The following is a 21,557-nucleotide window of genomic DNA, read 5'->3' as shown; positions in this document are numbered from 1 at the left end:
TCTCACCTCCTATAACATTATGATTTGCACGATGGTATACACAGATACAATGACAATTCCCATCAAAAAGAATACAAATCTCTTTTGAAAATACGCAAATAGCATTAACGTATTTTTCATATCAAGCATAGGCCCAAACACAAGAAATGCGAGAAGTGCCTTTACCGAGAAAACATGTCCAAAAGATGCCGCTATAAAAGCATCGGCTGCAGAGCAAATTGATAAAACATAACCAAATCCCATCATAATAACGGGAGCAATTACTTCATTATGTGCTACTGCATCCAGTACATTCCGATCAAAAAACGTTTGAAATACACTTGCTAAAAAAGCACCAATCAATAAATACTTACCAGTATCAAAAAACTCATCTACAGTGTGATTCATAACATCTTTCCAACTCTTTTTTTTGCTTGTTTGAACTGAAACCTCTATGTCTTTTAAAACATTTCTTTCGCGATAGCGATAATACACAATTAGACCTATGAATAGAGCAACTAGAATTGTTATCCCAAAGCGTGCATATACAACGTAATCATTTTTTTGAAACGCATATACAGTAGATAAAAGAACAACTGGATTCATAATGGGTGCACTCAGTAAAATAACAATGCCTACATGAAGTGGTAACCCCTTTTGAATGAGCCTTCTTACAATTGGTATAATGACACATTCACACATTGGAAAAAGAACTCCCACAAATACTGCTGGAATCATTGCAACAATCGGAGATTTCGGCATTATTTTTTGAATCATATCTTCCGTCACAAACACTTGAATAAATGAAGAAACAATTACCCCTAATAAAATAAAGGGGATTGCTTCAAAAATGATACTTAAAAACACCGTATTCACATTCAACCATTCTTGCGACATATTTTTGTGCAAATTTACTAGACTTGTAAAATCTACAAAAAATAATAAAAAGAGAAACATAGCGATAAGAGCTATGCCTACTAATTCTTTTGAAACTCTATTAAAGACCAAGCTTCTCGCCTCCATTTTATTTATTTGTAAACATGCGCTTGTCCAAATGTTTCATACTACAGCATAAATTTTATAGTCTATTTCTATTCTTAAATCGTAATCATTATGATTTATTATTGATTTTTCCTTTCCCATCATTTATTATAAAACGTAATGATTACGATTTAAAGGAGAGATTATTTCATGAAAAAAGTACCTATCACTGTATTAAGTGGTTTTTTAGGATCTGGAAAAACTACCTTACTACATCACATTTTGACTAATAAGAACAACTTAAAAGTAGCTGTTATCGTTAATGATATGAGCGAAGTAAACATTGATGCGTCCCTTATAAAAAAAGGTGGTTTTTCACGCACAGAGGAAAAACTAGTAGAAATTCAAAATGGTTGTATTTGTTGTACACTACGAGAAGATTTAATGATAGAAGTGAATCGTCTTGTTGAAAATGGTGATATTGACTATATTATTATTGAATCTTCTGGTATAAGTGAGCCTATTCCAGTTGCCCAAACCTTTACTTATACAGATGAAGTTCTTAACATTGATTTAACGAAAAATTGTCACCTCGATACGATGGTTACAGTTGTAGATGCACATAGATTTTGGGATGATTTTGCAGATGGAGAAAGTTTGCTAGACCGAAAACAGGCAATCGATGAAACTGATACTCGGGAAGTTATTGATTTATTAATAGATCAAATTGAGTTTGCAAATGTAATTATTCTTAATAAGATAGACCTACTAGAAAAAGAAGATGTGATAGAACTCCATCATTTACTAAAGAAATTAAATCCTAGCGCCAAGGTTATTGAATCTTCATTTAGCAAAGTACCATTGCAAGAAGTTTTAAACACAAATTTATTTAATTATGAAGAGGCCAGTCAATCGGCTGGCTGGATGCAAGAATTAAATAGTGACCATCATACACCTGAAACGGAAGAATACGGTATTCATTCCTTTGTGTACCGTCGTAAATATCCTTTTCATCCTGAACGCTTTATGAATTGGCTAGAAAAATGGCCATTAGATGTTGTAAGAGCGAAAGGATTTTTCTGGCTCGCCTCTCGTAATACTATGATAGGGCTTCTATCACAAGCTGGTTCCTCTATTACAATTCAAGGTGCTGGTGAATGGATAGCGGCATTACCTGAGGCGGAAAAAAATCAAATCATTACAGAAGAACCAGAAGTATTGAAAAACTGGGATGAACAATATGGAGATCGAATAACTGAACTCGTATTTATCGGAATTGACATGGATCGTTCTTTAATTGAACAATCATTAGATAGTTGTCTATTAACAGAAAAAGAAATGAAACAAGATTGGAATAACTTTGTTGATCCTATTCCAGCTTTTACTTATACTTCATAACAAAGTGAAAAAAGGCTTCCGTAGCATGGAGCCTTTTTTCACTTTGTAGTACTCTTATTTAACATATTTGCTTTCATAAGAAACACCATTGTACCGAAAACAATTAAGGTAGCATATCCGACACCAACTACATCACCTATTTTTTCTAAGCCAAACGGTAATAGTATAGTAGCAACTCCGACTATATAGGAAAATACTCCTGAAAGCTTCGCTAATTTATTTTTATCTCCAACAAACGTTTCTTCTTGATATCCTGCCAACAAAAACAATCTCTTTTTCACATGTATTTGATACCCTAAAAAAATGATAAGTAATCCAACAAATAAACAAACCAAAAATCCTGCTAGCATTTCAATACCACCCTCTCTACAATATTTTACCACGTACAAAAAAAATTCGTCTCCATTATTAATAACTTTTCATCTAATTAGAAGTTTCAGTTTATTGATGCTCTTTTTTGTGATATATTGCATATTGTATCCAATATATATTTTTGGAAGGAGGATTATATGTCTTATGGATCCAAATCGATTAAAAGGAATTATAATGGTCATAATCGGTGCTTGTTTATGGGGCTTGTCCGGAACAGCTGCGCAACAACTTTTTCAATATGAAAATGTTTCAATCGAATGGTTAGTTACGATCCGTTTGCTTATATCTGGGGTTATTCTACTCATTATTTCATCATTCGGAACGAGAAAAAAAGAGATTTTTGCCATCTGGAAGCAAAAATCCGACGCTAGTAAAATGATTTTGTTCGGTCTTTTCGGCATGCTTGCTGTACAGTATACGTACTTCGCCTCTATTAAAGAAGGAAACGCTGCTGTTGCAACTTTGTTACAATATTTAGCCCCTATATTTATCACTGTATACTTACTTTTCAAATGGAACGTTCGTCCATCAAAAATTGATTATATTTCAATTACACTCTCATTAGTAGGGACTTTTCTCTTATTAACAAACGGGTCTATGTATAACTTAGCTGTATCTACACCAGCTATCATTTGGGGCATTTTATCTGGACTATCTCTTGCATTTTATAGTTTGTATTCAAAAAAATTGTTAGAAAAGTGGTCTTCATCTGTTATCGTTGGCTGGGGTATGATTATTGGGGGTATTGGTGTAACGATTTTACACTTTGTTTCCACAAACGAATTCATTTTATTATCCACTATAAAGTATGTAAAACTAAGTACCCTCCCGCTCATTACATTTGTAGTCATTTTCGGGACACTCATAGCATTTTATTTGTACTTAGATAGTATAAGATACCTTACGCCGAAAGAAACAACGTTATTTGGTTGTACAGAGCCGCTCGCAGCTATTATTTCTTCCGTACTTATTTTGCATGTACCGTTTCAATCTTTTCAGTTATTAGGTGCTTTTTGTGTCATTGTAATGGTGCTTATATTAAGCCAAAAGCCGGATGAAGGAAAATCGAAGCTAAAACTTATGAGTAGAAAAAAACAAAACATACAATGAAAGGATTGAATTATTTATGCCTGTCCCTCAAAATTATAAAAAACCTGGAAGAGTTTCCGCAAAGTCACTCGTTTTAACCCAACTACAAGATTGGATTATAGAAGGTGTATTACAACCAGATGAAAAAATTAATGATGGGGAATTGGCGGAAGCACTAGGTGTAAGCAGAACACCAGTTAGAGAAGCTTTACAAATTTTAGAGCTTTCTGGGCTAGTAGAAATGATTCCCGGTCAAAAAACGAAAATTGCTCCTATTAAATTAGAAGACGTATCTATCATTTATGAGACGCTGGCCGGTCTTCACTCAATTATAGGAAAACAAGCACTTCAAAAAGTTACAGATGCTGATATTAAACTACTTTCCGAGATAAATGATACTTTTCAACAATCTATACATGAAAAAGATTCAAAAAAAGCTTTAAAACTAGATATACAATTTCACAATACAATTACTTCTATTGCTAAAAACCGATATATTGAACCTTTTCTAGAAAATATGCAGCTTCACGTTTTACGACTTGAATATTTGTTTTTCCAAAACTTTGTACCTGCAAGTCAATCTATTAAAGAACATCACTCTATCATTCAAGCACTTCAAAAGCAGGACGAAAAACAAATGGAACAAATGATGGCTCAAAACTGGCTCCGTCCCATGAAAGAAATACAAAAAATGATTTCTATGAAAGAATAAGAAAGCTGGTTACACAAAAATGTAACCAGCTCCCTCTTTACTAATCTATATGCTATGCCTGAATATTCGCGTAATCTTCAATATCTTCGTACTCTTTTTCCAATTCCTCTAAAGATAGCTCGTATAATTGTCTGTCGCGAATCTTAAACACCCCTGCTCCAATTAACTCATCAATTAAATGCCTCTTACGATTTTCAACAGCAAAACGGAGTTGACTACTCATCTTTTAAAAAACTCCTTTCTACGATCATTGAAAATGATAATCTTTATCAATTACCACTTTTGATTATAAAAGATGATTCTTAATAAGTAAAGTAATCTTATGAAATATTTACCTTACAAAGTATTTGTGGCCACATTATATATATGTATGCCCTGCGAAAAATGTTATGACACTTTTTCTGATCCTTTTTCTTTCATACTTTGCAAGTTGTCTCGCTATGATAAAACTCACCTTCCATTTCTACTTGGATGGTGACATGTTCTACATGAAACTTCTCCTTTAATACATCCGTAGCCTCTTTTAATACACTTTGCGTTTCATTACCTTTTATAATTAGGTGGCAAGTTAATACTTGAAAATCCGATGTGACAGACCATATGTGCAAATCATGAACTTCTTTTACAATCGCAATCGTTAATAATGTATTTTTCACCTCATCCATATCTATGTGCTGCGGTGTACCTTCCATTAATATATGGACTGTATCACGTGTTACACGCCACCCACTAATAATGACTAAAATAGACACAAGAATACTAGCAATTGCGTCTGCAACATTCCATCCGAAAAATTTAATAAGTAACGCAGCAATAATCGCTCCAACTGACCCTAATAGATCACCTAGTACGTGTAAGAAAGCACTTCTTAAGTTCAAATTACCTTTCACATCTCCGCCTCTCATTAATATCCAAGCTGATAAAATATTAATAAGCAAACCAAGTACAGCAATAATAAGCATCCCATTACTAGCAATCTCAACTGGTTCTTTAAAACGACGAATTGCTTCAATAAAAATGTATATAGAAATGACGATAAGAACGACACCGTTACATAATGCCACTAACATTTCGACGCGCTTATACCCGTATGTTTTTGCAGTCGTCGCTGCTTTTTCTCCAAGCTTAAACGCAAGTAAACTTAAAGCCAAGGATACTGCATCACTTAACATATGCCCCGCGTCAGATAATAGTGCTAAACTATTTGTTACAAATCCGCCAATAACTTCAGCAACCATAAAGCTTGTTGTTAGTAAGAATGCAAGTAGTAACGCCTTTTTATTTTTAGAATGCCCTTGATCATGTGAATGTCCCATACTTATACTCCTTTAAGTGCCATATCTGTATGTTAGTATGAAACAAACTCCCCATCTTTATCCCGAATTGACCGCCCGTAAACCCCGCTTCCTCTGTATACACACTTCGCTACTTTTTAAACAATCCCTTTTTCTCAAATAAAAACAAGACTACTTCTTTTTTATTTTCATATTGTTTACTATTGAAAGAAATTTTAAGGAGGTTACGAAAATGAAACGTTTATTTCTCTGTATGGAGCGTGAACTTGTTGTAGTGAAAGAACAAGATGGTAACTACGAAACGACTTGTCACTTGCAAAATATGCAACCTACCTGTATTGCCGTTGATCCGTTCCAACAAAATCGTATATATTGCGGAACATTTGGACGAGGTTTATGGTTAAGCGACGATGGCGGAGATTCGTGGAGACCAATTGGGGATTCCTATCGCTACTTTGATTTCCCTAAAGAAGATGGTATTTTACACTCCTCTATCACTTCTATAACGATAAGCCCTAATGAACAAGTTAACGGATATGGAGTCGTTTATGTAGGGACTGAACCGAGCGCTTTATTCCGTTCAGAAAACGGTGGTGAAACGTGGACGGAACTTAAAAATATGAAATCATTATTATCTTCTTATACGTGGGCTTTCCCGCCTAGACCTTTTACCCATCACGTACGCTGGATCACAGTTGATCCAAACAATCCAAATACAATTCACGTTTCAATCGAAGCTGGTGCTGTTATTCAAAGTAACGATAAAGGGCATACATGGATTGATAAAAAATTCGGTGCTCCTATCGACGCCCATCAATTACTCATGCACCCCGAAGCCCCCAATCGCCTTTATGCATCATGTGGTGACGGATTTATGGGCGGACCTGATCGTGCCTATCTTGAAAGTTATAACAGTGGAAACAGCTGGATCTCATGTAGTGAAGGACTTGAGCATCATTATTTATACAGCATGGCTATCGATCCAGCTGATTGCGATACTGTTCTCGTTTCTGCTGCGCCAAGTGCCGATCTCGCTCATCACCGTATTCCTTATGAATCTTATATATATCGAAAAACGAAAGATACTCCTTTTGAGCAAGTACAGCAAGGACTACCGTCTGCAATCGGTACAGTCATTTCGATGTTTGCGACAAATCCAGCAGAACCACATACGTTTTACACTTTAAATAACAATGGCGTCTTTCAATCCAATGATAGCGGCGAATCGTGGGAACAACTAAACATTCCGTGGAAAGATGAGTATAAAACGCAGCATCCGCATGCTTTACTCGTAACTAGTTTTTAACGAAAAAGAGACTACCTAATGTTTTTAGGCAGTCTCTCTTTTATTTCTTTAAATCAATTACAATATCATCTAACACAATACCCTTATTGCCTCCCAGTTTTCGAGACACGAAACTCTCCTTTACTTGTCCTCCAATTATTGTTACCGAACCATAATTTTCAGGAGTGTGAATTCTTAAATTAACGTGAGGCGTTATTATTAGCTTGGTTGCATTCTCATTGAGTTGTTGGAATGTTTTACTCCAATTAAAATTATAAGAATCCTCACCTGAGCCTCCATTTCCTTCCCCAGAATACTGATTACCTAAATCATCTCTCACTTCTAAATCGATATCCACTCCATCCCATACACCCCTTATTTCTTGAGATACTTCTTGGTTGTAGTATAAAATAAACGACATTGGTGTTATTTCCATTCTCTCCATATTTACTTTTACACCATCTTTTTCTGTACTACCTCTAATCAATTGCTCTTTATTTTCTATTCCTCTTAGATTAATATTAAAATTCCAATCCCCTTTTATCGTTTCTTCTGTTTCTAAAATGTCTATACTTTTTATACTCCATTCAATGTTCACTGTAGTTTCTTTACTACTAACTAGATCGCTGCTTGTTTTTATTAAACCTGTATATTTTCTATCAGCGACTTTAGTAATTTCATTGCTTCCTGATTGGGCACCTGCTCCTTTAATAGTTAAAAAATCCAATGTACTTGGATTTTTGCCTAAATCTCTGTTACTTTCTATAGAGTAGTTTATTGATACTGTCTTCCCATCGAAAATCGCATCATTTACCGTTATCTTAATTCCATTGCTTTCTTTTATCATATTTAGTACTATAGCGTATTGTTTATAATTATTATGAAGCTCCGCCGTCTTCTCTACGTCAGCTTTATAATTTTCATATAACCCTGTTCTACCATTATCTAAAAATCGGAATATGTCCCCTACTATTGGTAGTCCTCCAGCGTATGTAGGAAATCCGATGCCAAGCATGGCAACCGATACGCCGACTAAAATAGATGCTGCAGCAACACCTTTTTTCCAACTTTTCATCTTTTTCTTCGTACGTATCAATTGTTTTACATTGCGCTTCACTTTTTCTTTTTCAATTTCAGAAGCCTCAATTTCCTCAAGTTCTTTTTCATCTATATCAATATCATTTAATAGTTCATAAATGTCTTTCATATTGCACTACCTCCAAAACTAATTTTCGTAGCATTTTGTTGTAGTTTCTTTTTCCCACGGTACACACGATTATCTATTGCCGCCCTGGTTAATCCTAATTTCTCTCCGATTTCCTCTGTCTTCATACCGAGGAGATATTTCATAATGAATACCTTTTGATCTAACGGTTCTAATTGATTAATAAGCTGCATTAGTTCTTCTCTATCTTCCATAACGATTAGTTCGTCTTCAGCTGACCTTTCCGTACTGATATGAAACTCACCTGAACCAATTTCTACTTTTTTAGTTGCTTTTCGGTAATAATCAATCGCCTTAAATTTCGCAATTGCCGCTATCCATTTTTTAAAGTCACTCGGCTCTCCGTGAAATTTATTTGCGTTATTCCAAATGGAAAGAAATATATCGTTTACACATTCCTCTATGAGTCCATCATTTTGAACCGGAAGAAGAACTTTGTGCGTGATTCCTTTTATGAGTGGTAAGTATGTATCGACAACGAATTCTAGTGCATCTTCTTTTTGCCGTTGTAATCTTTTTATAAAATTTTTCTCATTTGATTTCATGTAGCGATTCCCCTTATTTTTTTGTAAAAGCTTTTACACCCTATATAACGTCTTACAAAATATTTTCTCTCATCTTTTTTTATTTTTTGTATGTTATGGAATACTTTCCCTAAGCCATTGTCTCACATAACTATGTATTACAAGAAAATTTTCTCAAGTCTGCCTTTTAATTAATGTAGTACACTATTTATATAGCTATTTTTTAACTTGGTGTACATTTTATTTCATTAATCTACTTTTTAACATTTTAAATTAGGAGATGAGATGTGTATGTGTGGAATTACAGGTTGGGTAAATTGGAATAAGGATCTTTCCAATGAACATGTTATTTTAGAAAAGATGGCAAATAGTATTCAGCATCGTGGTCCTGATGCTGAAGGATTTTGGTTTTCACCACGTGCGGCCTTTGCACACCGGCGACTAATTGTAATTGATCCAGAAGGCGGGACACAACCAAAAACATTCCGTACTGGTGATTATACGTATGCTCTTACTTATAATGGAGAAATTTATAATTTCCGTGAGCTGAGAGAGCAACTTCAAAAATGTGGGCATGCATTTGAAACTCATTCAGATACAGAAGTGTTACTACACGCTTATTTAGAATGGAAAGAAGACTGCGTACAACATTTAAATGGAATTTTCGCTTTTGCCTTATGGGATGATCAGAAACAACAATTGTTTTTAGCACGCGATCATTTAGGTGTAAAACCACTTTTTTATACAGAAAGAAATGAAAGTATTATTTTCGGTTCTGAAATTAAAGCATTATTAGCGCATCCATCTGTCCCTGCTGAAATTGATGCGGATGGAATAAATGAAATATTTGGATTAGGGTTATTTCGAACTCCAGGATGTGGTGTGTTTAAGCATATTCAAGAAGTACGTGCTGGACATTCTATAACATTTACACGTGATAAAAAAGTAGTTACGAAGTATTGGAACTTAGAAAGTAAGATCCATACAGACTCTATAGAAGATACATCTTCTCATATTTTATCTATTTTACAAGATACAGTAAAAAGACAATTAATTGCCGATGTTCCACTCGTTTGTATGTTATCAGGCGGATTAGATTCTAGTGGTATTACTGCACTTGCGGGGAAAGAATTTGCAGAGGAACACAAAACACTTCACACATATTCAATCGACTTTTTAAATAGCGCGAAAGATTTCGAACTTACATTTGCTCGAACTGGTCTAGATGCTCCTTGGGTAAAACGTGTTTCTGAACATGTAGGGACGTCGCATCATGACATTATTGTGAATGCTGAAGAATTAGCAAATCACTTATTCGTTCCCCTTCATGCGAAAGACTTACCAAGTGCAGGCGAAATGGAAACTTCACTATATTTACTATTTTGCGAAATGAAAAAAGATGCAACTGTAGCTTTATCCGGGGAATCTGCCGATGAAGTATTCGGTGGGTATCCTTGGTTTCATCAAGAAGAACTATTATATGTAGATAAGTTTCCGTGGTTAACAAACTGGAAAAACACATCTTCTCTAATATTAAACGACGTATCAAAGCAATGTAATCCTGAGCATTATATTCATACACGATTCCATGAAGCTGTTCTTGAAGTACCTACTCTTGAAGGGGAAAGTAAAAAATCCGCGAAACAACGCCAAATGTTTTATTTATTTTTAACGAGATTTCTCCCGTTCTTACTTGATCGTAAAGACCGTATGAGCATGGCTGTAGGATTTGAAGTTCGTGTACCGTTTTGCGATTATAGATTAGTTGAATATTTATGGAACGTTCCTTTCAACATAAAAAGTATTGATAATATTGAAAAAGGCATTTTACGTAGAGCACTAAAACCAGCTTTACCTGACGATATACGAAATAGAAGAAAAAGCGCTTATCCAACTTCACAAGACCCACACTACTTACAAACGATTCGTAATTTAACACTTGATATGTGTAGTAATAAAAACAATCCTATTTTCTCACTCATTAACCATTCCATTCTACTTTCAATTGCTGATCAAAGTAATAAAGAGATTAACACTTTTGAAGCGAGGAGTGCTATGGAGTATATGCTACAAGTAAATGAATGGTTGAAAACGTATCATATTCATATTGCTTAACAAAAAGGAGTTCAAGGACAACAAACCTTGAACTCCTTTTTATTATTAATTAGCGCATTGTTTATTTTCAGTATCGATAGACCATCCGATAATCGTGGCACAATCTCTACCTTTCCACTGCAGTACATTTGTTAATACCGGCTCAATCTGTAAGCTATTTCCGTCGTGTAATATTTCTACTAAAGATTGATCATCATCAAACCTTCGTTTATCACACTCTAAAATACCGTCCGTTGCCATTACAATGTGATTCGTACCTTTTTCTAATCCCCTCACACCTGAAGTAAAACAAGGTGTATTTGCTGCGAAAATATTTTTCCTGCCAATATATTCGTAATTCTTCCGTTTATTTAATCGTCCTTTTCCATTCTTCGTTTGCTCAGAATGGAATAAGTATGCGAAACAATCACCAACTGATAGCCAATATAAGAACTCGCCTTTTCGCAAACAAATTAAACATGCAAGTTCTTCATCATTTTGATCACATTTTTCAATAAATAACTCATCTGTGAATAAGGCTAATAAGTACATATGTGTATGATGAAAAGCTAAATGTATTGGGTATGAAAATAATTCTTTTAGTTTCTCTTTTCTTTCTGAAATTGCTTCTATTATATAATGGATATTTTTCGTTTTATGATGTGTATCAAAAATCATAACAAATTCAAATTCTAATTCAGGATCCCACCAAGCAAGCACCGCATCTCCTCTTTCATATGCATCACTTTCTTGATTTCCACCGTATACGCCAACTGAAAGAGGACCACATTTTTCAACATGTATTTCATCTACATACATCTGTTCATGACTAATCCATTTAAATGTATTCACAGCTATCATCCTCTCTCTTGCTAAATGTATACCTTTACACATAGATTACCTTATATTTCAATAAAAATAAACTTTTTCAATATTTTTTATCCAAATAAAAGGATTTTATTTCTGCATTAACGAATATATCTTATTATGCGATATAAAAATAGGGGGATTTATTATTATGAAAGACATCAATCAACATTGGGAGAGCATTTATTATCACTTACGATGTGAATATGAGGACAACCTTTCCCACCAAGCAATTCGTATTTTACAAATCGTTTCCCGTGAGAAAAATATAACAATTGGAAAAGTTGCTTCTGAGCTTAGTCTCTCTCATAACACAGCATCTGAACACGTAAAGCGCCTTATTCAAAAGGATTTCCTCCTTAAAGAGAGAAATAAACAAGATGAAAGGGTCGTAAATCTTACATTAACAACCGAAGGAATGGAAGTATTAGAAAAGCATACTTTACTAGATAAAAAAAAGATAAAAATATTAGAATCACAGTTATCAAAAGAAGAACAACAATTAATTGAAAAAGCCTTTTCTTTATTAGCGAAGGAGGCAAAATATGCATTTCCTCGTTAAAGTTATCGTTTCGGCACTTATTATTGGTATCATTACTGAAGTCGCTAAGCATTATAGTACGATAGGCGGCTTTATCGCTGCCCTTCCTCTTGTAAGTTTACTTAGTCTATTTTGGATTTCTTTCGAAGGTGGTAACAAACAAGAATTGAGTCAATTTGCTTTAGGTGTATTATATGGATTTCCTGCATCAGCACTACTACTATTTATCGTCTATATTAGTTTAAAAAATTCATTTGCACTTAGTACATCTGTCCTACTCGGTATAGGTGCTTGGTGTATCGTTTTTGCTTGCCAAAAATTATTTCAAACTTAGGAGGAATTATTATTCATAAATTTGTAGAGATATTGGGACAAAATATAGAAGTATATATAAAAGGAAGTAGTAAACAAACTATAGTCATTCAAACTGGAATGACTTGCTCCTTTTATGATTGGCTTCCCATTATGAAAAAGCTTTCCGAGCACTTTACAGTCGTTTCATACCATCGCCCAGGTTACGGAAAAAGTGAGTTGGGAATGTATCCGCGTACTACGATACAAGTAACAAAAGAACTACATATGTTACTAGACAAACTATATATTCATGAGCCAATCATTCTAATCGGTCATTCCTATGGAGGATTATGTGCACAACATTTTGCGATGTTACATGAAGATAGGCTACAAGCACTTCTTTTAGTTGATTCTACTTCCATGAACTTACACCGATTAGACGAACTTCATTTACCGATTTCTGATCAAACTGATTCTGATGATATGTGGCTTCAAAAATATAATACGTACTCCAAAATGGATGTCGACACACTTTATAATGAACAAAAACCTATGCTCGTCAACAAACCAAAACATTATATAGAATTCTCTACATCACCCTCATTATATAAAGCGACGGTTTCTGAACTATCCGAGTGGAAAAACTGTGCTCGTTCAATAAAAGAGCTAGATATAATATTAGAAATACCATTAATCGTTATCGGTAGAGATCCTCATTATTCTATTACTCAAATGATTGAGGGCGGCATGCCAAAAGAGGAAGCAACACAACTTGAATCGACGTGGCAAAAACTAATTCGTGAACAATTTCACCTCTCTATAAACAGTCAATATATTCTAGCTGAACATGCTAGTCACGGAATAGAAAATGATCGACCAGATATTATCATTGAAGCTATTCACTCATTACACACAAAAAAAGGAAGCAACTAAAGCTGCTTCCTTACTTATCTATTCATAATCTTCTTCATCATCAATTTCTTCATAATACGAATACCCATTGCTTACATATATAGGACCATTCGCAACATCAATACGTAGTACCCATGCCCATGGCACAGCTAAACGTTTATGTAATGCTCGCCAAAAGTTCATCGATTTTCTTTCATACTCCTGGAACTCCTGAAGTAACTCTTTATAGGAGGAACCGTCTAACTGAATATTTGCTTCTAACAAACGAGAATGGGCACAGTACTGTAACTCTAGCTCAGCAGCAATTTCCATTTCTTCTTCCGTTGCCATACCAATAATTGTTCCATCTGCTGGTGCAATTTCATATACGTTGTGAACTTCAATAAGCCCTTCTTTCTCTTTCTCAAACATGTAAACAGCCTCCTTTAACATATATTTTTTATGTTACAAAGTCATACTTCTACAATAACTTCTCTCTTTCCTCTTTTTTTGATAAACTTTTACAAAATATTTATCCGATGACCTGCTTCCTCTATTCTTTCAGCAGAAATGAAACGATTATTATCAAAAGTTAATTTGTACACGTCAGGCATTTGAATTATTTTCCAAAACTGAAAATCATATTTCGAATCAAAATAATTCATAAGTAACACCATAATATTCCCATGAGTACCTATTACAATATTCTTCCCTTTATATTTTTCCAATATATTTTGCATGCATAATATAGCGCGCTTTTGTGCTACATCATTTGATTCTCCGCCTTCATATGCAAAAGTCCAATCTTCCCACACATTCTCAATGGCATCATTAAAATCTTCTACTGGCTCTGAACTTAATAACCTTTCCCGTAAATCTTCTTCTATTTGTATCGATACATTATATGTATTCGCAATTCCTTGTACAGTTTGAATTGCTCTTTTGTACGGGCTAGAGATCACAACATCAATATGCCCATCTTTTAATAAGCGTGTTACATTTTCTGCATCACAGTGTCCCTTTTCAGATAAAGGCCGTTCACGTTCTTCTTTTGTATATGTTGAGTGGGCATGGCGAACGAAATATATTGTCGTCATTCTTCAACTTCCTTTCTTATTTTCAATCTATATTCAATGGCATAATTAGAAAATCCTGTATCATTTATAGAAAAGAGCGCTTTTTAAAAAACACTCTTTTGTTTACATAATAAAATTATTTCATTATAATTTTATTCTAAATTCCTTACTTGTTATACAATCTTGAATAAAATAATCTATGTTATTTCTAAGTTTTTGATATGCAACTTGATCATCTATATCGTTAAACATAATTACAACTTCCACCTTATTGCCGTTTTTATCCGTAGTATACAAACTTTTTGTCAATACGAATGCGGTAGAACCACCCTTTTGTCCAGCATATTCAAACTTACTATTTTTAACTGTTCCGTTAAAAACATTCTCAATTTCATCTTGCATTGATTTTGGAAAATAATTTCTACTATTTATTTTCCCCATTATACTCATATAATCTTTAGCGTTTGCACCCACTAATCGATCTGACCAAATTCGCTGAAATTCCATATCTACCTTTAATGGGATATCCCGTTTTTTCCATTCTTCTTCATCTTTCATCCATTCATGTATTTGTAACACATGTTTATTATACTCATCCTTTGACATGTTACGTATCGTTTCTAAAGATTGATTTTCTGGCTCATGAAGCTCTTTTTCTACATACCCTCTCATATATAGTGAAGCAGTATACGAAGAGAACTTGTCATGACTAGTAAGCTCTAACTCTTTTATACTTTCATTTACTCTTTCTATTCCAAGCTTTTCTAACAAATATGTTGTATTTGCATTCGAACTATAATGAATCATCCCTTTAGCGACTTCTTCCAAAGCGATTTGTCCATTTTTCACTAACTCTCTCGCTTTAGCATCTTCTAACCAGTTAGGATGCGCTCCACCATCAGTGTTTTTAACATAATATTTTTCTAGCTCCTGCAATGAAATTTGTTCATCTCGACTTATTTTCCCTTCTGATACTTGCTTAGCAAATTCAACTGCTATTACGATTTTCGCCGTACTCGCCAATGGTAATTTTTTATTGGCATTTATAGAAGTTAATACTTCTCCATTTCTTTTAATAAATAATGAACATGTTTCATCGTCTTTATGTTCTTTTATGTACTTTAATACGTAATCAGGATCTTCTTTTGACAAATAGTACTTCATAATGACAAAGAAAGCTATAACAGCTACTAGAATCACTCCTGCAACAATTCCTATAATCTTAAATATGTTCACAATATACCCCCTCTAATAAAGTGAAACTATAATCAGTGGGGTTGTTCATCCCCCACTGATTATTAGTTGAACCAATCGGCGTTTACGGGCAGCCCGACTCTCACCTAACATCTTCGCCCCAGCCGAATTTTAAGGTGGGAGTTTTACTGCCCGTTAATGCCAGATACATTCCCTTCTATATAATTATTATAACGAATTGAATTACAAAATTATACAAAACAGAATAACTCTTCCTAAAAAAGAAAGAGTTACTCTATTTCACATGAAGTTATTTGTCCATTTAACGTAACGACTATATTTGAGTCGTCACTTTCTTTAACATCTTTTAGCCGTTTGGAGTTAGGTGGACCAATTACAACTGACTCCTTAATTGGCGAAAGGTCTTTCTCTAATTTCTCTGCACTTACACCGTATGCAGCTTGAAATACTTCTGGTGGTGTTAATCTAAGTATGTCTGATCCTTCTGCTGTTTCAAACTGATCGTTATTGAAGAACAAATGTAATTGTACTTCTTCTGTTATGGCTGTGATCCAATGCCACCATCCCATTGGAATAAAGACAGTTTGCCCCGCTTTTACATGATAATTTTGCAATTGATTCGTTTCAGGATTTAAAATGGATGTAACTGCTTCTCCTGATACAACAACATCTAATTCCCATGCATTCGGATGCCAATGCGGTTCTCGCATATGTCCCTTCGTCATAAATAAATCAACAAATGCTCCTCCAATCATTGCTGGTAACTGCGTTGAAGTAACTTCATATGCAACGTTTTTCTCATCCCTTTTAAAAAAGACATTTTTTCTTGAATCAAAGAAAAGGTTTGGAGTTCCTGAGCTTTTCTTTAAATTTTTATTATCTGGAACATAACCTGACGTACTCATATCATCCCTCTTTTCCGCTCCTAACATTTTGTACTTAACGATGTATCGTATGGAAAAAATAGATGATATGTGCCTATTCAGCACATAATAAAAAAACATGCTTTCATTAGGAAAACATGTTTTGTGATATCCTTCACATTGTTTAGTTAAATAATAACTCTTTTACTTACCATGATGTAACATTAAATCACTAAGTTCTTCTTCAATGTGATTTAATTTCGCAACGCCTTCTTTCCATTTATGAATATAACGTGAAACTCCAACGAAAAATAAAACAATAATTGTAGAAAGAATAATACCATACACGATTGCTACAGTACTCATAGTTACACTTCCTTATAATTAGTAATGTGGTTATTAGTTATATTTTTATTATAAACCTTTTTCTTTTAAAATACTTCGATTTCAACTTTTTGTAACAAAATTGATTTTTCTAATATTTCGTTCGTAAAAATGGCATATTTTTCACAAATTATACAAAACTTCACCATATGTACTATTACCATATGAGTTATATTATTAAATAGAATAAAGGGGATGATATACTATGACGACTTGGTTTATTGTACTGTTAGTTGTATTTGGGGCATTTAAAATTATCGTTTCTAGCCTTCCTAACTCTGTTATTGAATCCATTATTAGCAAGTACGAAACACATCCACAACTTGAAGAAGAGAATGTGACTGTTACTATTAATGGGAAGAGCGTAGAAGACGAAAAAAAGTCTCAAATCATTCATGATTTTAATGAAGGTTTATTTTTAGATCGCTATTATGCACCGCCTCACAATGAAGGCACTCCTTTAATTATCAATGCAAAACGTGGCAAAAAGGATTTTACATTTTATATTTATAGTCACGAGGAGCATGTTGATGTTGTAAAACAACATAAAAAGAAGGTAGTTGCTTATAGTTTACGCTCTAAAAATCTTCAAAATAGTGATATGTTCGTGTCAGCTGACTTAGCTTAATACTCATATATTAGAAAAAGGAATCCACGAAATATGGATTCCTTTTTTCTCATTTACTGAAAAATAAGCTCTGTCTTCAAACTATCTTTCGGTAACAACCATCCTTTTTTCTCTATACTCGCCATTAATAATTCTCTTTGTTTTGTCGCAATACTTTCCTCATTTGTTTTAAACGACACTTCTATTACGAAGTCATCTTCTATCTTCCCAGTATTACCTAATGGCCAAATTTCAATATTCGTTTTTATATTTTCAAATTCACCTGTATATCGTTTCATTAATACAGGACCGTAAATGTGAGAATCCCTTAACATTTCTTCTCCCCAATTCGTATACAACCATTTGTTCATTTTCCCTGGTAACTTTTCTATTAACATATTTTGAGCAGCTTGTTCGTTTGGTAAGTCAAGTACCCCATATCCTTTCGCACTGTAACTTTTCTTATTTGAAATACTTAACGTTTTCTTCCCAAATCCCCAATCTATTTCCGCCTCATAACTATCAGTTTTACTATCAAATCCTTCTTTTTTAGCTACTTCTAGTGCATCTTGAATTACACCATTTTGAATAGGATATCTTTTTTTATATGTTAGCTCAAAATCTTTACTAAATTCTTTCTTTCGAATTCTCGCAAACCAACCTTCGTTACTTAAACTTTTATTCGCCGTATCTAAAAATTGCACTTGTATTCTTTCATCATTTGTACCAGCTTGGAAATGTTCTAGTACCTCTTGCTTCATCTCTTTGTTATAACCTAATACTTGTTCTGGCTTTAATAATAACTTCACTTCAAAACTAGGTTTCATTGGACTAGCAGCAAACCCTTCCATCACGTTATAAAAGAAACAACAAAAGAAAATGCTTACGAATACAAATACTTTTTTCATATACCTATCCCCTTTACATTTTAAATGACTTCTATACGTTCCATTGCAAGTGAATATATATTTTCATATCCTGCTGTACTTAGCTTTTGTTGTAATCGATCCGTATCCTCTTTAAGAGCGTGCACTAACAAAGTATGTTCCGGTAATAATATATTTAACATTGCCTTAACATCACCCATACTTTGATGAACTTTATACGGAACTCGATTCACCCTACATGTATTCCTTACATGCTCTTTCATAACTTTTTCTGCAAAACTCTCTTTCGCAATATGTCCTGTAAAAATAATGGAATTCCGTTCTTCATGCCGAATTTGTTCATAGTATAACTGTGCGCGTTTCGTTTGCATATTCGCATCACTCATTACAACTATTCCGTAACTATTTTGCAGACTAATGTCATGATCCATAACGATTATGTTTCTTTTTAAACTCTCCATAACCCATTGAAGTTCTTCATTATTTTTTATCCAATCTTTATATAGGAACATCTCTTCAAATCCAGCCAAAATTTCTTTATCTACTATAAGCGGAAATTCTTTATATCGTTCATATAAATACAATACTATATCTTGCGCCCTACCAAGTTGCGGTAGCGGTAGTAATGCTATTCCTTTATTTTTCATAACTCGTTCAATTTCTGCACATAGATTATCTAATCTTTCATTTTGCGAAACATCATCAGTATGGTAAGCGGCATCTACAATTGCAATTTTTATATTGCTTCGCAACTTCTCAGGTAAATTTGCTCGTAGTATATTAGATTCTGCGGAATAATCACCAGAATAAAATACGTATGTATTACACATATCCACTAAAAACCAAACCGCTCCTAATACATGCCCACTATACCCCCATTGAAACCGCAATGTAGGAGTAATTTGTATCCATTCATTTGGATTACTAATCTCATCAATACATACATAATTTAAATCTTTTATATTTTGATCGTTATAAGGTACATTCCACCCTTGCGAAAGATTGTAGTTTCTCCATTTTTCAAAATAAGCTGGAAGTTGTTCCTTTGTATAACGAGTTGTCCATATTTTTTTCTTATATCCATACTTCGCTAATAAAGGTAAACCCATCGTATGATCTTCATGAATATGCGATAAAAATACCGCCTCTAAAAATGGAACGACTTCTCTTTCTAGTTTTGGATAACTATCTTCATACGATCGATTAATACCACAATCAAATACGATTTTTGTCTCTTTATTTTTTACAAAATAGCAGGAACGACCGTACTCTCCTGCTCCTCCCCATACTTCTACCCTCATCATGCGACCCCTTTTCTTTTTTGCTCCATATGTTGCAGAAGTAATAAGCATAGTGTTGTAATTCCAACAGAAACAACTGCCATCGCCATTCCTATAGATACTTCCCCCTGTTCAAATTGAGCAAAAATAAACGTTGCTGACGTTTCTACTGATGGAGGTAATACGAGAAGCGATGCTACTAACTCTCGTATTGAAATCGTAAATGTCATCGCCCATCCAGCGAGAATGCCAGGAATAATAAGAGGCAATATTATTTTCCTAAAAATATAAATATAATTCCCGGAAAAAATACTTCCTGCCTGCACAAGAGAGTCATCAATTTGTCCGAGCGATGATTTTACATACTGCACTGTATAAGGTAAAAAAAGAACAACATACGTTACGATAACCATAACAGGTGTATTGTAAATGGACATAGGCATATATGGTGAATTCCAAAATAAAATAAGACCTACAACCATCACTATTCCTGGTACCATATTCGGTAACATACCGCACATATCAAGCCATTTTTCAGAAGACTTCTTCCCCTTTCGAATCATAAGTGCTAAAAAGACTCCAATCATTACAGCAACAACCGCTGTTACGAGCGAAAAAAGAAAACTGTTCCATAAAGCTTCTAATCCTGGAGAACCCATTGTAAACAATGCTTCATAATGACTTATTGTAAAGTTATTTACATGTAAGCCACCGCCTCTTAATTTCGACAATGAAGCAATCAGTATAGAAAAGTATGGGATACCAATTGATACGATTAGCAAACTAATCACATAAACCCATGCTACAACGCGCGCAAATATAGACAAAGTATACCTTTTAGATTTCACACCTTTTCCACTAACCATTGCATATGAATACTTTCGATTCAATACATTTTGCATATACCAAATGAGCATACATGCACTAAGTAATAAAGAAGATAATGCTGTTGCACTACTAAAATCAATCGGCCAACTCGAAATAAATTTATGGATTTCTGATGTTAACACGTGGAATCCTATTCTACGCCCAAATGTAGCTGGTGTTCCAAATTCAGCAATCGTCTTTACGAAAATGAGTAAAGCACCCATGACATAGCTTGATACTAATAACGGCAATATTATTTTTCGTAAACGATAGAAAAAGCTCCCACCATGAACTGCTGCCGCTTCTTCTTTACTACTCCCAATCTGAAGTAACGTGTTTTTCAACATGAAATAAAGGAATGGGAATAAATGCAGACTCATAATTAAGACCATACCTCCTAAACTAAAAAACGATGATGAAATCGTCTTTAGCATCGGAAAAAATTGTTCAAAATAGCCGTTAGGTTGCATGAACAAAATCCATCCCATCGATCCGATATAAGGCGGGGTCATAAATGGAATCATAAAAACAATATCTAACTTACTATACTTTCCTACATCGGTTTTACTCATAATGAACGCCAATGGAAATGCAAATATTGTAGCTCCTATTACAACGAGTACACCTAGCAGCATCGAATTCAGAAAAATCCCAGCTAATCCGCCACTCTGCATGACTTCAAAAGGCTTTAAAAAATTCCAACTGCTATTTTCATATACACTAGAAAATAAAATGAGAAAAAGCGGAATGACGATTAACATCGCCACAAGTAACAACGCTACTGTCATTCCAACTTGTCTTACTGACACGAATCGATTTACCATGTAATCA

General features: G+C 34.2%; 25 protein-coding genes. 9 read left to right on the top strand and 16 right to left on the bottom strand.

Translation table 11 applies throughout. The annotated features are described in order from the left end of the window. Window positions 1-9: 9 nt before the first annotated feature. Complete coding sequence (locus ACS2MN_RS12560) at window positions 10-1,002, bottom strand: permease (protein WP_173780931.1); 993 nt, start codon at window positions 1,000-1,002, stop codon at window positions 10-12. A 168-nt stretch (window positions 1,003-1,170) separates the two neighbouring features. Here ACS2MN_RS12560 and ACS2MN_RS12555 point away from each other — a divergent pair, with 168 nt between their 5' ends. Continuing rightward, entirely contained in the window at window positions 1,171-2,358 is a 1,188-nt protein-coding gene (locus ACS2MN_RS12555; protein WP_000757664.1) for a GTP-binding protein, read from the top strand. A gap of 38 nt (window positions 2,359-2,396) precedes the next feature. On the opposite strand, the gene ACS2MN_RS12550 is transcribed toward ACS2MN_RS12555, so the two are convergent. Continuing rightward, window positions 2,397-2,708: a DUF3784 domain-containing protein gene (locus ACS2MN_RS12550; RefSeq protein WP_000879378.1), complete on the bottom strand. Its 312-nt coding sequence runs from the start codon at window positions 2,706-2,708 to the stop codon at window positions 2,397-2,399. A 166-nt stretch (window positions 2,709-2,874) separates the two neighbouring features. Here ACS2MN_RS12550 and ACS2MN_RS12545 point away from each other — a divergent pair, with 166 nt between their 5' ends. Beyond that, window positions 2,875-3,840, top strand: a complete 966-nt coding sequence (locus ACS2MN_RS12545) for a DMT family transporter (RefSeq protein WP_088055379.1) — start codon at window positions 2,875-2,877, stop codon at window positions 3,838-3,840. 16 nt (window positions 3,841-3,856) lie between these two features. After that, a complete protein-coding gene (locus ACS2MN_RS12540; RefSeq protein ID WP_001145066.1) occupies window positions 3,857-4,531 on the top strand; it encodes a GntR family transcriptional regulator in 675 nt (224 codons plus the stop codon). A 52-nt stretch (window positions 4,532-4,583) separates the two neighbouring features. Here the strand turns inward: ACS2MN_RS12540 and fbpA are convergent, their stop codons facing one another. Together fbpA and ACS2MN_RS12530 are read right to left on the bottom strand one after the other, a co-directional pair. Continuing rightward, the gene (gene fbpA, locus ACS2MN_RS12535) at window positions 4,584-4,754 is read right to left on the bottom strand and encodes a Fur-regulated basic protein FbpA (protein ID WP_000098300.1); all 171 of its coding nucleotides are present in this window, start codon (window positions 4,752-4,754) and stop codon (window positions 4,584-4,586) included. 193 nt (window positions 4,755-4,947) lie between these two features. Further along, complete coding sequence (locus tag ACS2MN_RS12530) at window positions 4,948-5,847, bottom strand: cation diffusion facilitator family transporter (RefSeq protein ID WP_088055378.1); 900 nt, start codon at window positions 5,845-5,847, stop codon at window positions 4,948-4,950. A gap of 211 nt (window positions 5,848-6,058) precedes the next feature. Here ACS2MN_RS12530 and ACS2MN_RS12525 point away from each other — a divergent pair, with 211 nt between their 5' ends. Then, window positions 6,059-7,132, top strand: coding sequence for a WD40/YVTN/BNR-like repeat-containing protein (locus ACS2MN_RS12525; protein WP_000825309.1), 1,074 nt, complete (start codon window positions 6,059-6,061; stop codon window positions 7,130-7,132). Between the two features lie 40 nt (window positions 7,133-7,172). Here the strand turns inward: ACS2MN_RS12525 and ACS2MN_RS12520 are convergent, their stop codons facing one another. Continuing rightward, window positions 7,173-8,318 (bottom strand): DUF4179 domain-containing protein, encoded by a 1,146-nt coding sequence (locus ACS2MN_RS12520; RefSeq protein ID WP_000652109.1) that lies wholly within the window; start codon window positions 8,316-8,318, stop codon window positions 7,173-7,175. Beyond that, window positions 8,315-8,881: a sigma-70 family RNA polymerase sigma factor gene (locus ACS2MN_RS12515; RefSeq protein ID WP_088055377.1), complete on the bottom strand. Its 567-nt coding sequence runs from the start codon at window positions 8,879-8,881 to the stop codon at window positions 8,315-8,317. The genes ACS2MN_RS12520 and ACS2MN_RS12515 overlap by 4 nt, the downstream gene beginning before the upstream one ends. Before the next feature lie 270 nt (window positions 8,882-9,151). Here ACS2MN_RS12515 and asnB point away from each other — a divergent pair, with 270 nt between their 5' ends. After that, window positions 9,152-10,975 carry an asparagine synthase (glutamine-hydrolyzing) gene (gene asnB, locus ACS2MN_RS12510; RefSeq protein WP_000334025.1) on the top strand — a complete coding sequence of 608 codons (1,824 nt, stop codon included), beginning with the start codon at window positions 9,152-9,154 and terminating at the stop codon, window positions 10,973-10,975. 45 nt (window positions 10,976-11,020) lie between these two features. Here the strand turns inward: asnB and ACS2MN_RS12505 are convergent, their stop codons facing one another. Then, window positions 11,021-11,848 (bottom strand): protein phosphatase 2C domain-containing protein, encoded by an 828-nt coding sequence (locus ACS2MN_RS12505; RefSeq protein WP_015000325.1) that lies wholly within the window; start codon window positions 11,846-11,848, stop codon window positions 11,021-11,023. Window positions 11,849-11,972: 124 nt separating this feature from the next. Here ACS2MN_RS12505 and ACS2MN_RS12500 point away from each other — a divergent pair, with 124 nt between their 5' ends. The 3 genes from ACS2MN_RS12500 to ACS2MN_RS12490 are packed head-to-tail and all read left to right on the top strand — an operon-like array spanning window position 11,973 to window position 13,589. Further along, window positions 11,973-12,383 carry a MarR family winged helix-turn-helix transcriptional regulator gene (locus tag ACS2MN_RS12500; RefSeq protein WP_000651924.1) on the top strand — a complete coding sequence of 137 codons (411 nt, stop codon included), beginning with the start codon at window positions 11,973-11,975 and terminating at the stop codon, window positions 12,381-12,383. Continuing rightward, window positions 12,367-12,696 (top strand): DUF3147 family protein, encoded by a 330-nt coding sequence (locus tag ACS2MN_RS12495; protein WP_000545617.1) that lies wholly within the window; start codon window positions 12,367-12,369, stop codon window positions 12,694-12,696. Before ACS2MN_RS12500 ends, ACS2MN_RS12495 begins: the two co-directional genes overlap by 17 nt. Then, window positions 12,657-13,589, top strand: a complete 933-nt coding sequence (locus tag ACS2MN_RS12490) for an alpha/beta fold hydrolase (RefSeq protein WP_043321620.1) — start codon at window positions 12,657-12,659, stop codon at window positions 13,587-13,589. Before ACS2MN_RS12495 ends, ACS2MN_RS12490 begins: the two co-directional genes overlap by 40 nt. An 18-nt stretch (window positions 13,590-13,607) precedes the next feature. On the opposite strand, the gene ACS2MN_RS12485 is transcribed toward ACS2MN_RS12490, so the two are convergent. From ACS2MN_RS12485 to ACS2MN_RS12460, 6 genes are all read right to left on the bottom strand, one after another. Next, on the bottom strand, window positions 13,608-13,979 hold the full coding sequence (locus ACS2MN_RS12485) for a hypothetical protein (RefSeq protein WP_000461765.1): 372 nt from the start codon (window positions 13,977-13,979) through the stop codon (window positions 13,608-13,610). 89 nt (window positions 13,980-14,068) lie between these two features. Beyond that, window positions 14,069-14,644 carry a histidine phosphatase family protein gene (locus ACS2MN_RS12480; RefSeq protein WP_200203825.1) on the bottom strand — a complete coding sequence of 192 codons (576 nt, stop codon included), beginning with the start codon at window positions 14,642-14,644 and terminating at the stop codon, window positions 14,069-14,071. Window positions 14,645-14,767: 123 nt separating this feature from the next. After that, window positions 14,768-15,859 carry a serine hydrolase gene (locus tag ACS2MN_RS12475; RefSeq protein WP_346994127.1) on the bottom strand — a complete coding sequence of 364 codons (1,092 nt, stop codon included), beginning with the start codon at window positions 15,857-15,859 and terminating at the stop codon, window positions 14,768-14,770. A 248-nt stretch (window positions 15,860-16,107) separates the two neighbouring features. Next, window positions 16,108-16,743 (bottom strand): cupin domain-containing protein, encoded by a 636-nt coding sequence (locus ACS2MN_RS12470; protein ID WP_000107762.1) that lies wholly within the window; start codon window positions 16,741-16,743, stop codon window positions 16,108-16,110. 162 nt (window positions 16,744-16,905) lie between these two features. After that, window positions 16,906-17,067, bottom strand: a complete 162-nt coding sequence (locus ACS2MN_RS12465; RefSeq protein ID WP_000108701.1) for a hypothetical protein — start codon at window positions 17,065-17,067, stop codon at window positions 16,906-16,908. A 65-nt stretch (window positions 17,068-17,132) separates the two neighbouring features. Further along, entirely contained in the window at window positions 17,133-17,249 is a 117-nt protein-coding gene (locus ACS2MN_RS12460) for a hypothetical protein (protein WP_002011946.1), read from the bottom strand. Between the two features lie 41 nt (window positions 17,250-17,290). Here ACS2MN_RS12460 and ACS2MN_RS12455 point away from each other — a divergent pair, with 41 nt between their 5' ends. Further along, entirely contained in the window at window positions 17,291-17,713 is a 423-nt protein-coding gene (locus ACS2MN_RS12455) for a YfmQ family protein (RefSeq protein WP_000214566.1), read from the top strand. 53 nt (window positions 17,714-17,766) lie between these two features. On the opposite strand, the gene ACS2MN_RS12450 is transcribed toward ACS2MN_RS12455, so the two are convergent. The 3 genes from ACS2MN_RS12450 to ACS2MN_RS12440 are packed head-to-tail and all read right to left on the bottom strand — an operon-like array spanning window position 17,767 to window position 21,550. Further along, window positions 17,767-18,600 (bottom strand): hypothetical protein, encoded by an 834-nt coding sequence (locus ACS2MN_RS12450; RefSeq protein WP_000755303.1) that lies wholly within the window; start codon window positions 18,598-18,600, stop codon window positions 17,767-17,769. Window positions 18,601-18,620: 20 nt separating this feature from the next. Then, window positions 18,621-19,883, bottom strand: a complete 1,263-nt coding sequence (locus ACS2MN_RS12445; RefSeq protein ID WP_015000322.1) for an MBL fold metallo-hydrolase — start codon at window positions 19,881-19,883, stop codon at window positions 18,621-18,623. Further along, on the bottom strand, window positions 19,880-21,550 hold the full coding sequence (locus ACS2MN_RS12440) for an ABC transporter permease (RefSeq protein ID WP_088055375.1): 1,671 nt from the start codon (window positions 21,548-21,550) through the stop codon (window positions 19,880-19,882). Before ACS2MN_RS12440 ends, ACS2MN_RS12445 begins: the two co-directional genes overlap by 4 nt. Window positions 21,551-21,557 lie beyond the last annotated feature (7 nt).

The organism is Bacillus cereus group sp. BceL062 (genome assembly GCF_051780025.1).
Taxonomy (GTDB): domain Bacteria; phylum Bacillota; class Bacilli; order Bacillales; family Bacillaceae_G; genus Bacillus_A; species Bacillus_A toyonensis.
The sequence above is the reverse complement of the archived record's forward strand: the minus strand, read 5'-3'. Positions and strand labels throughout refer to the sequence as shown.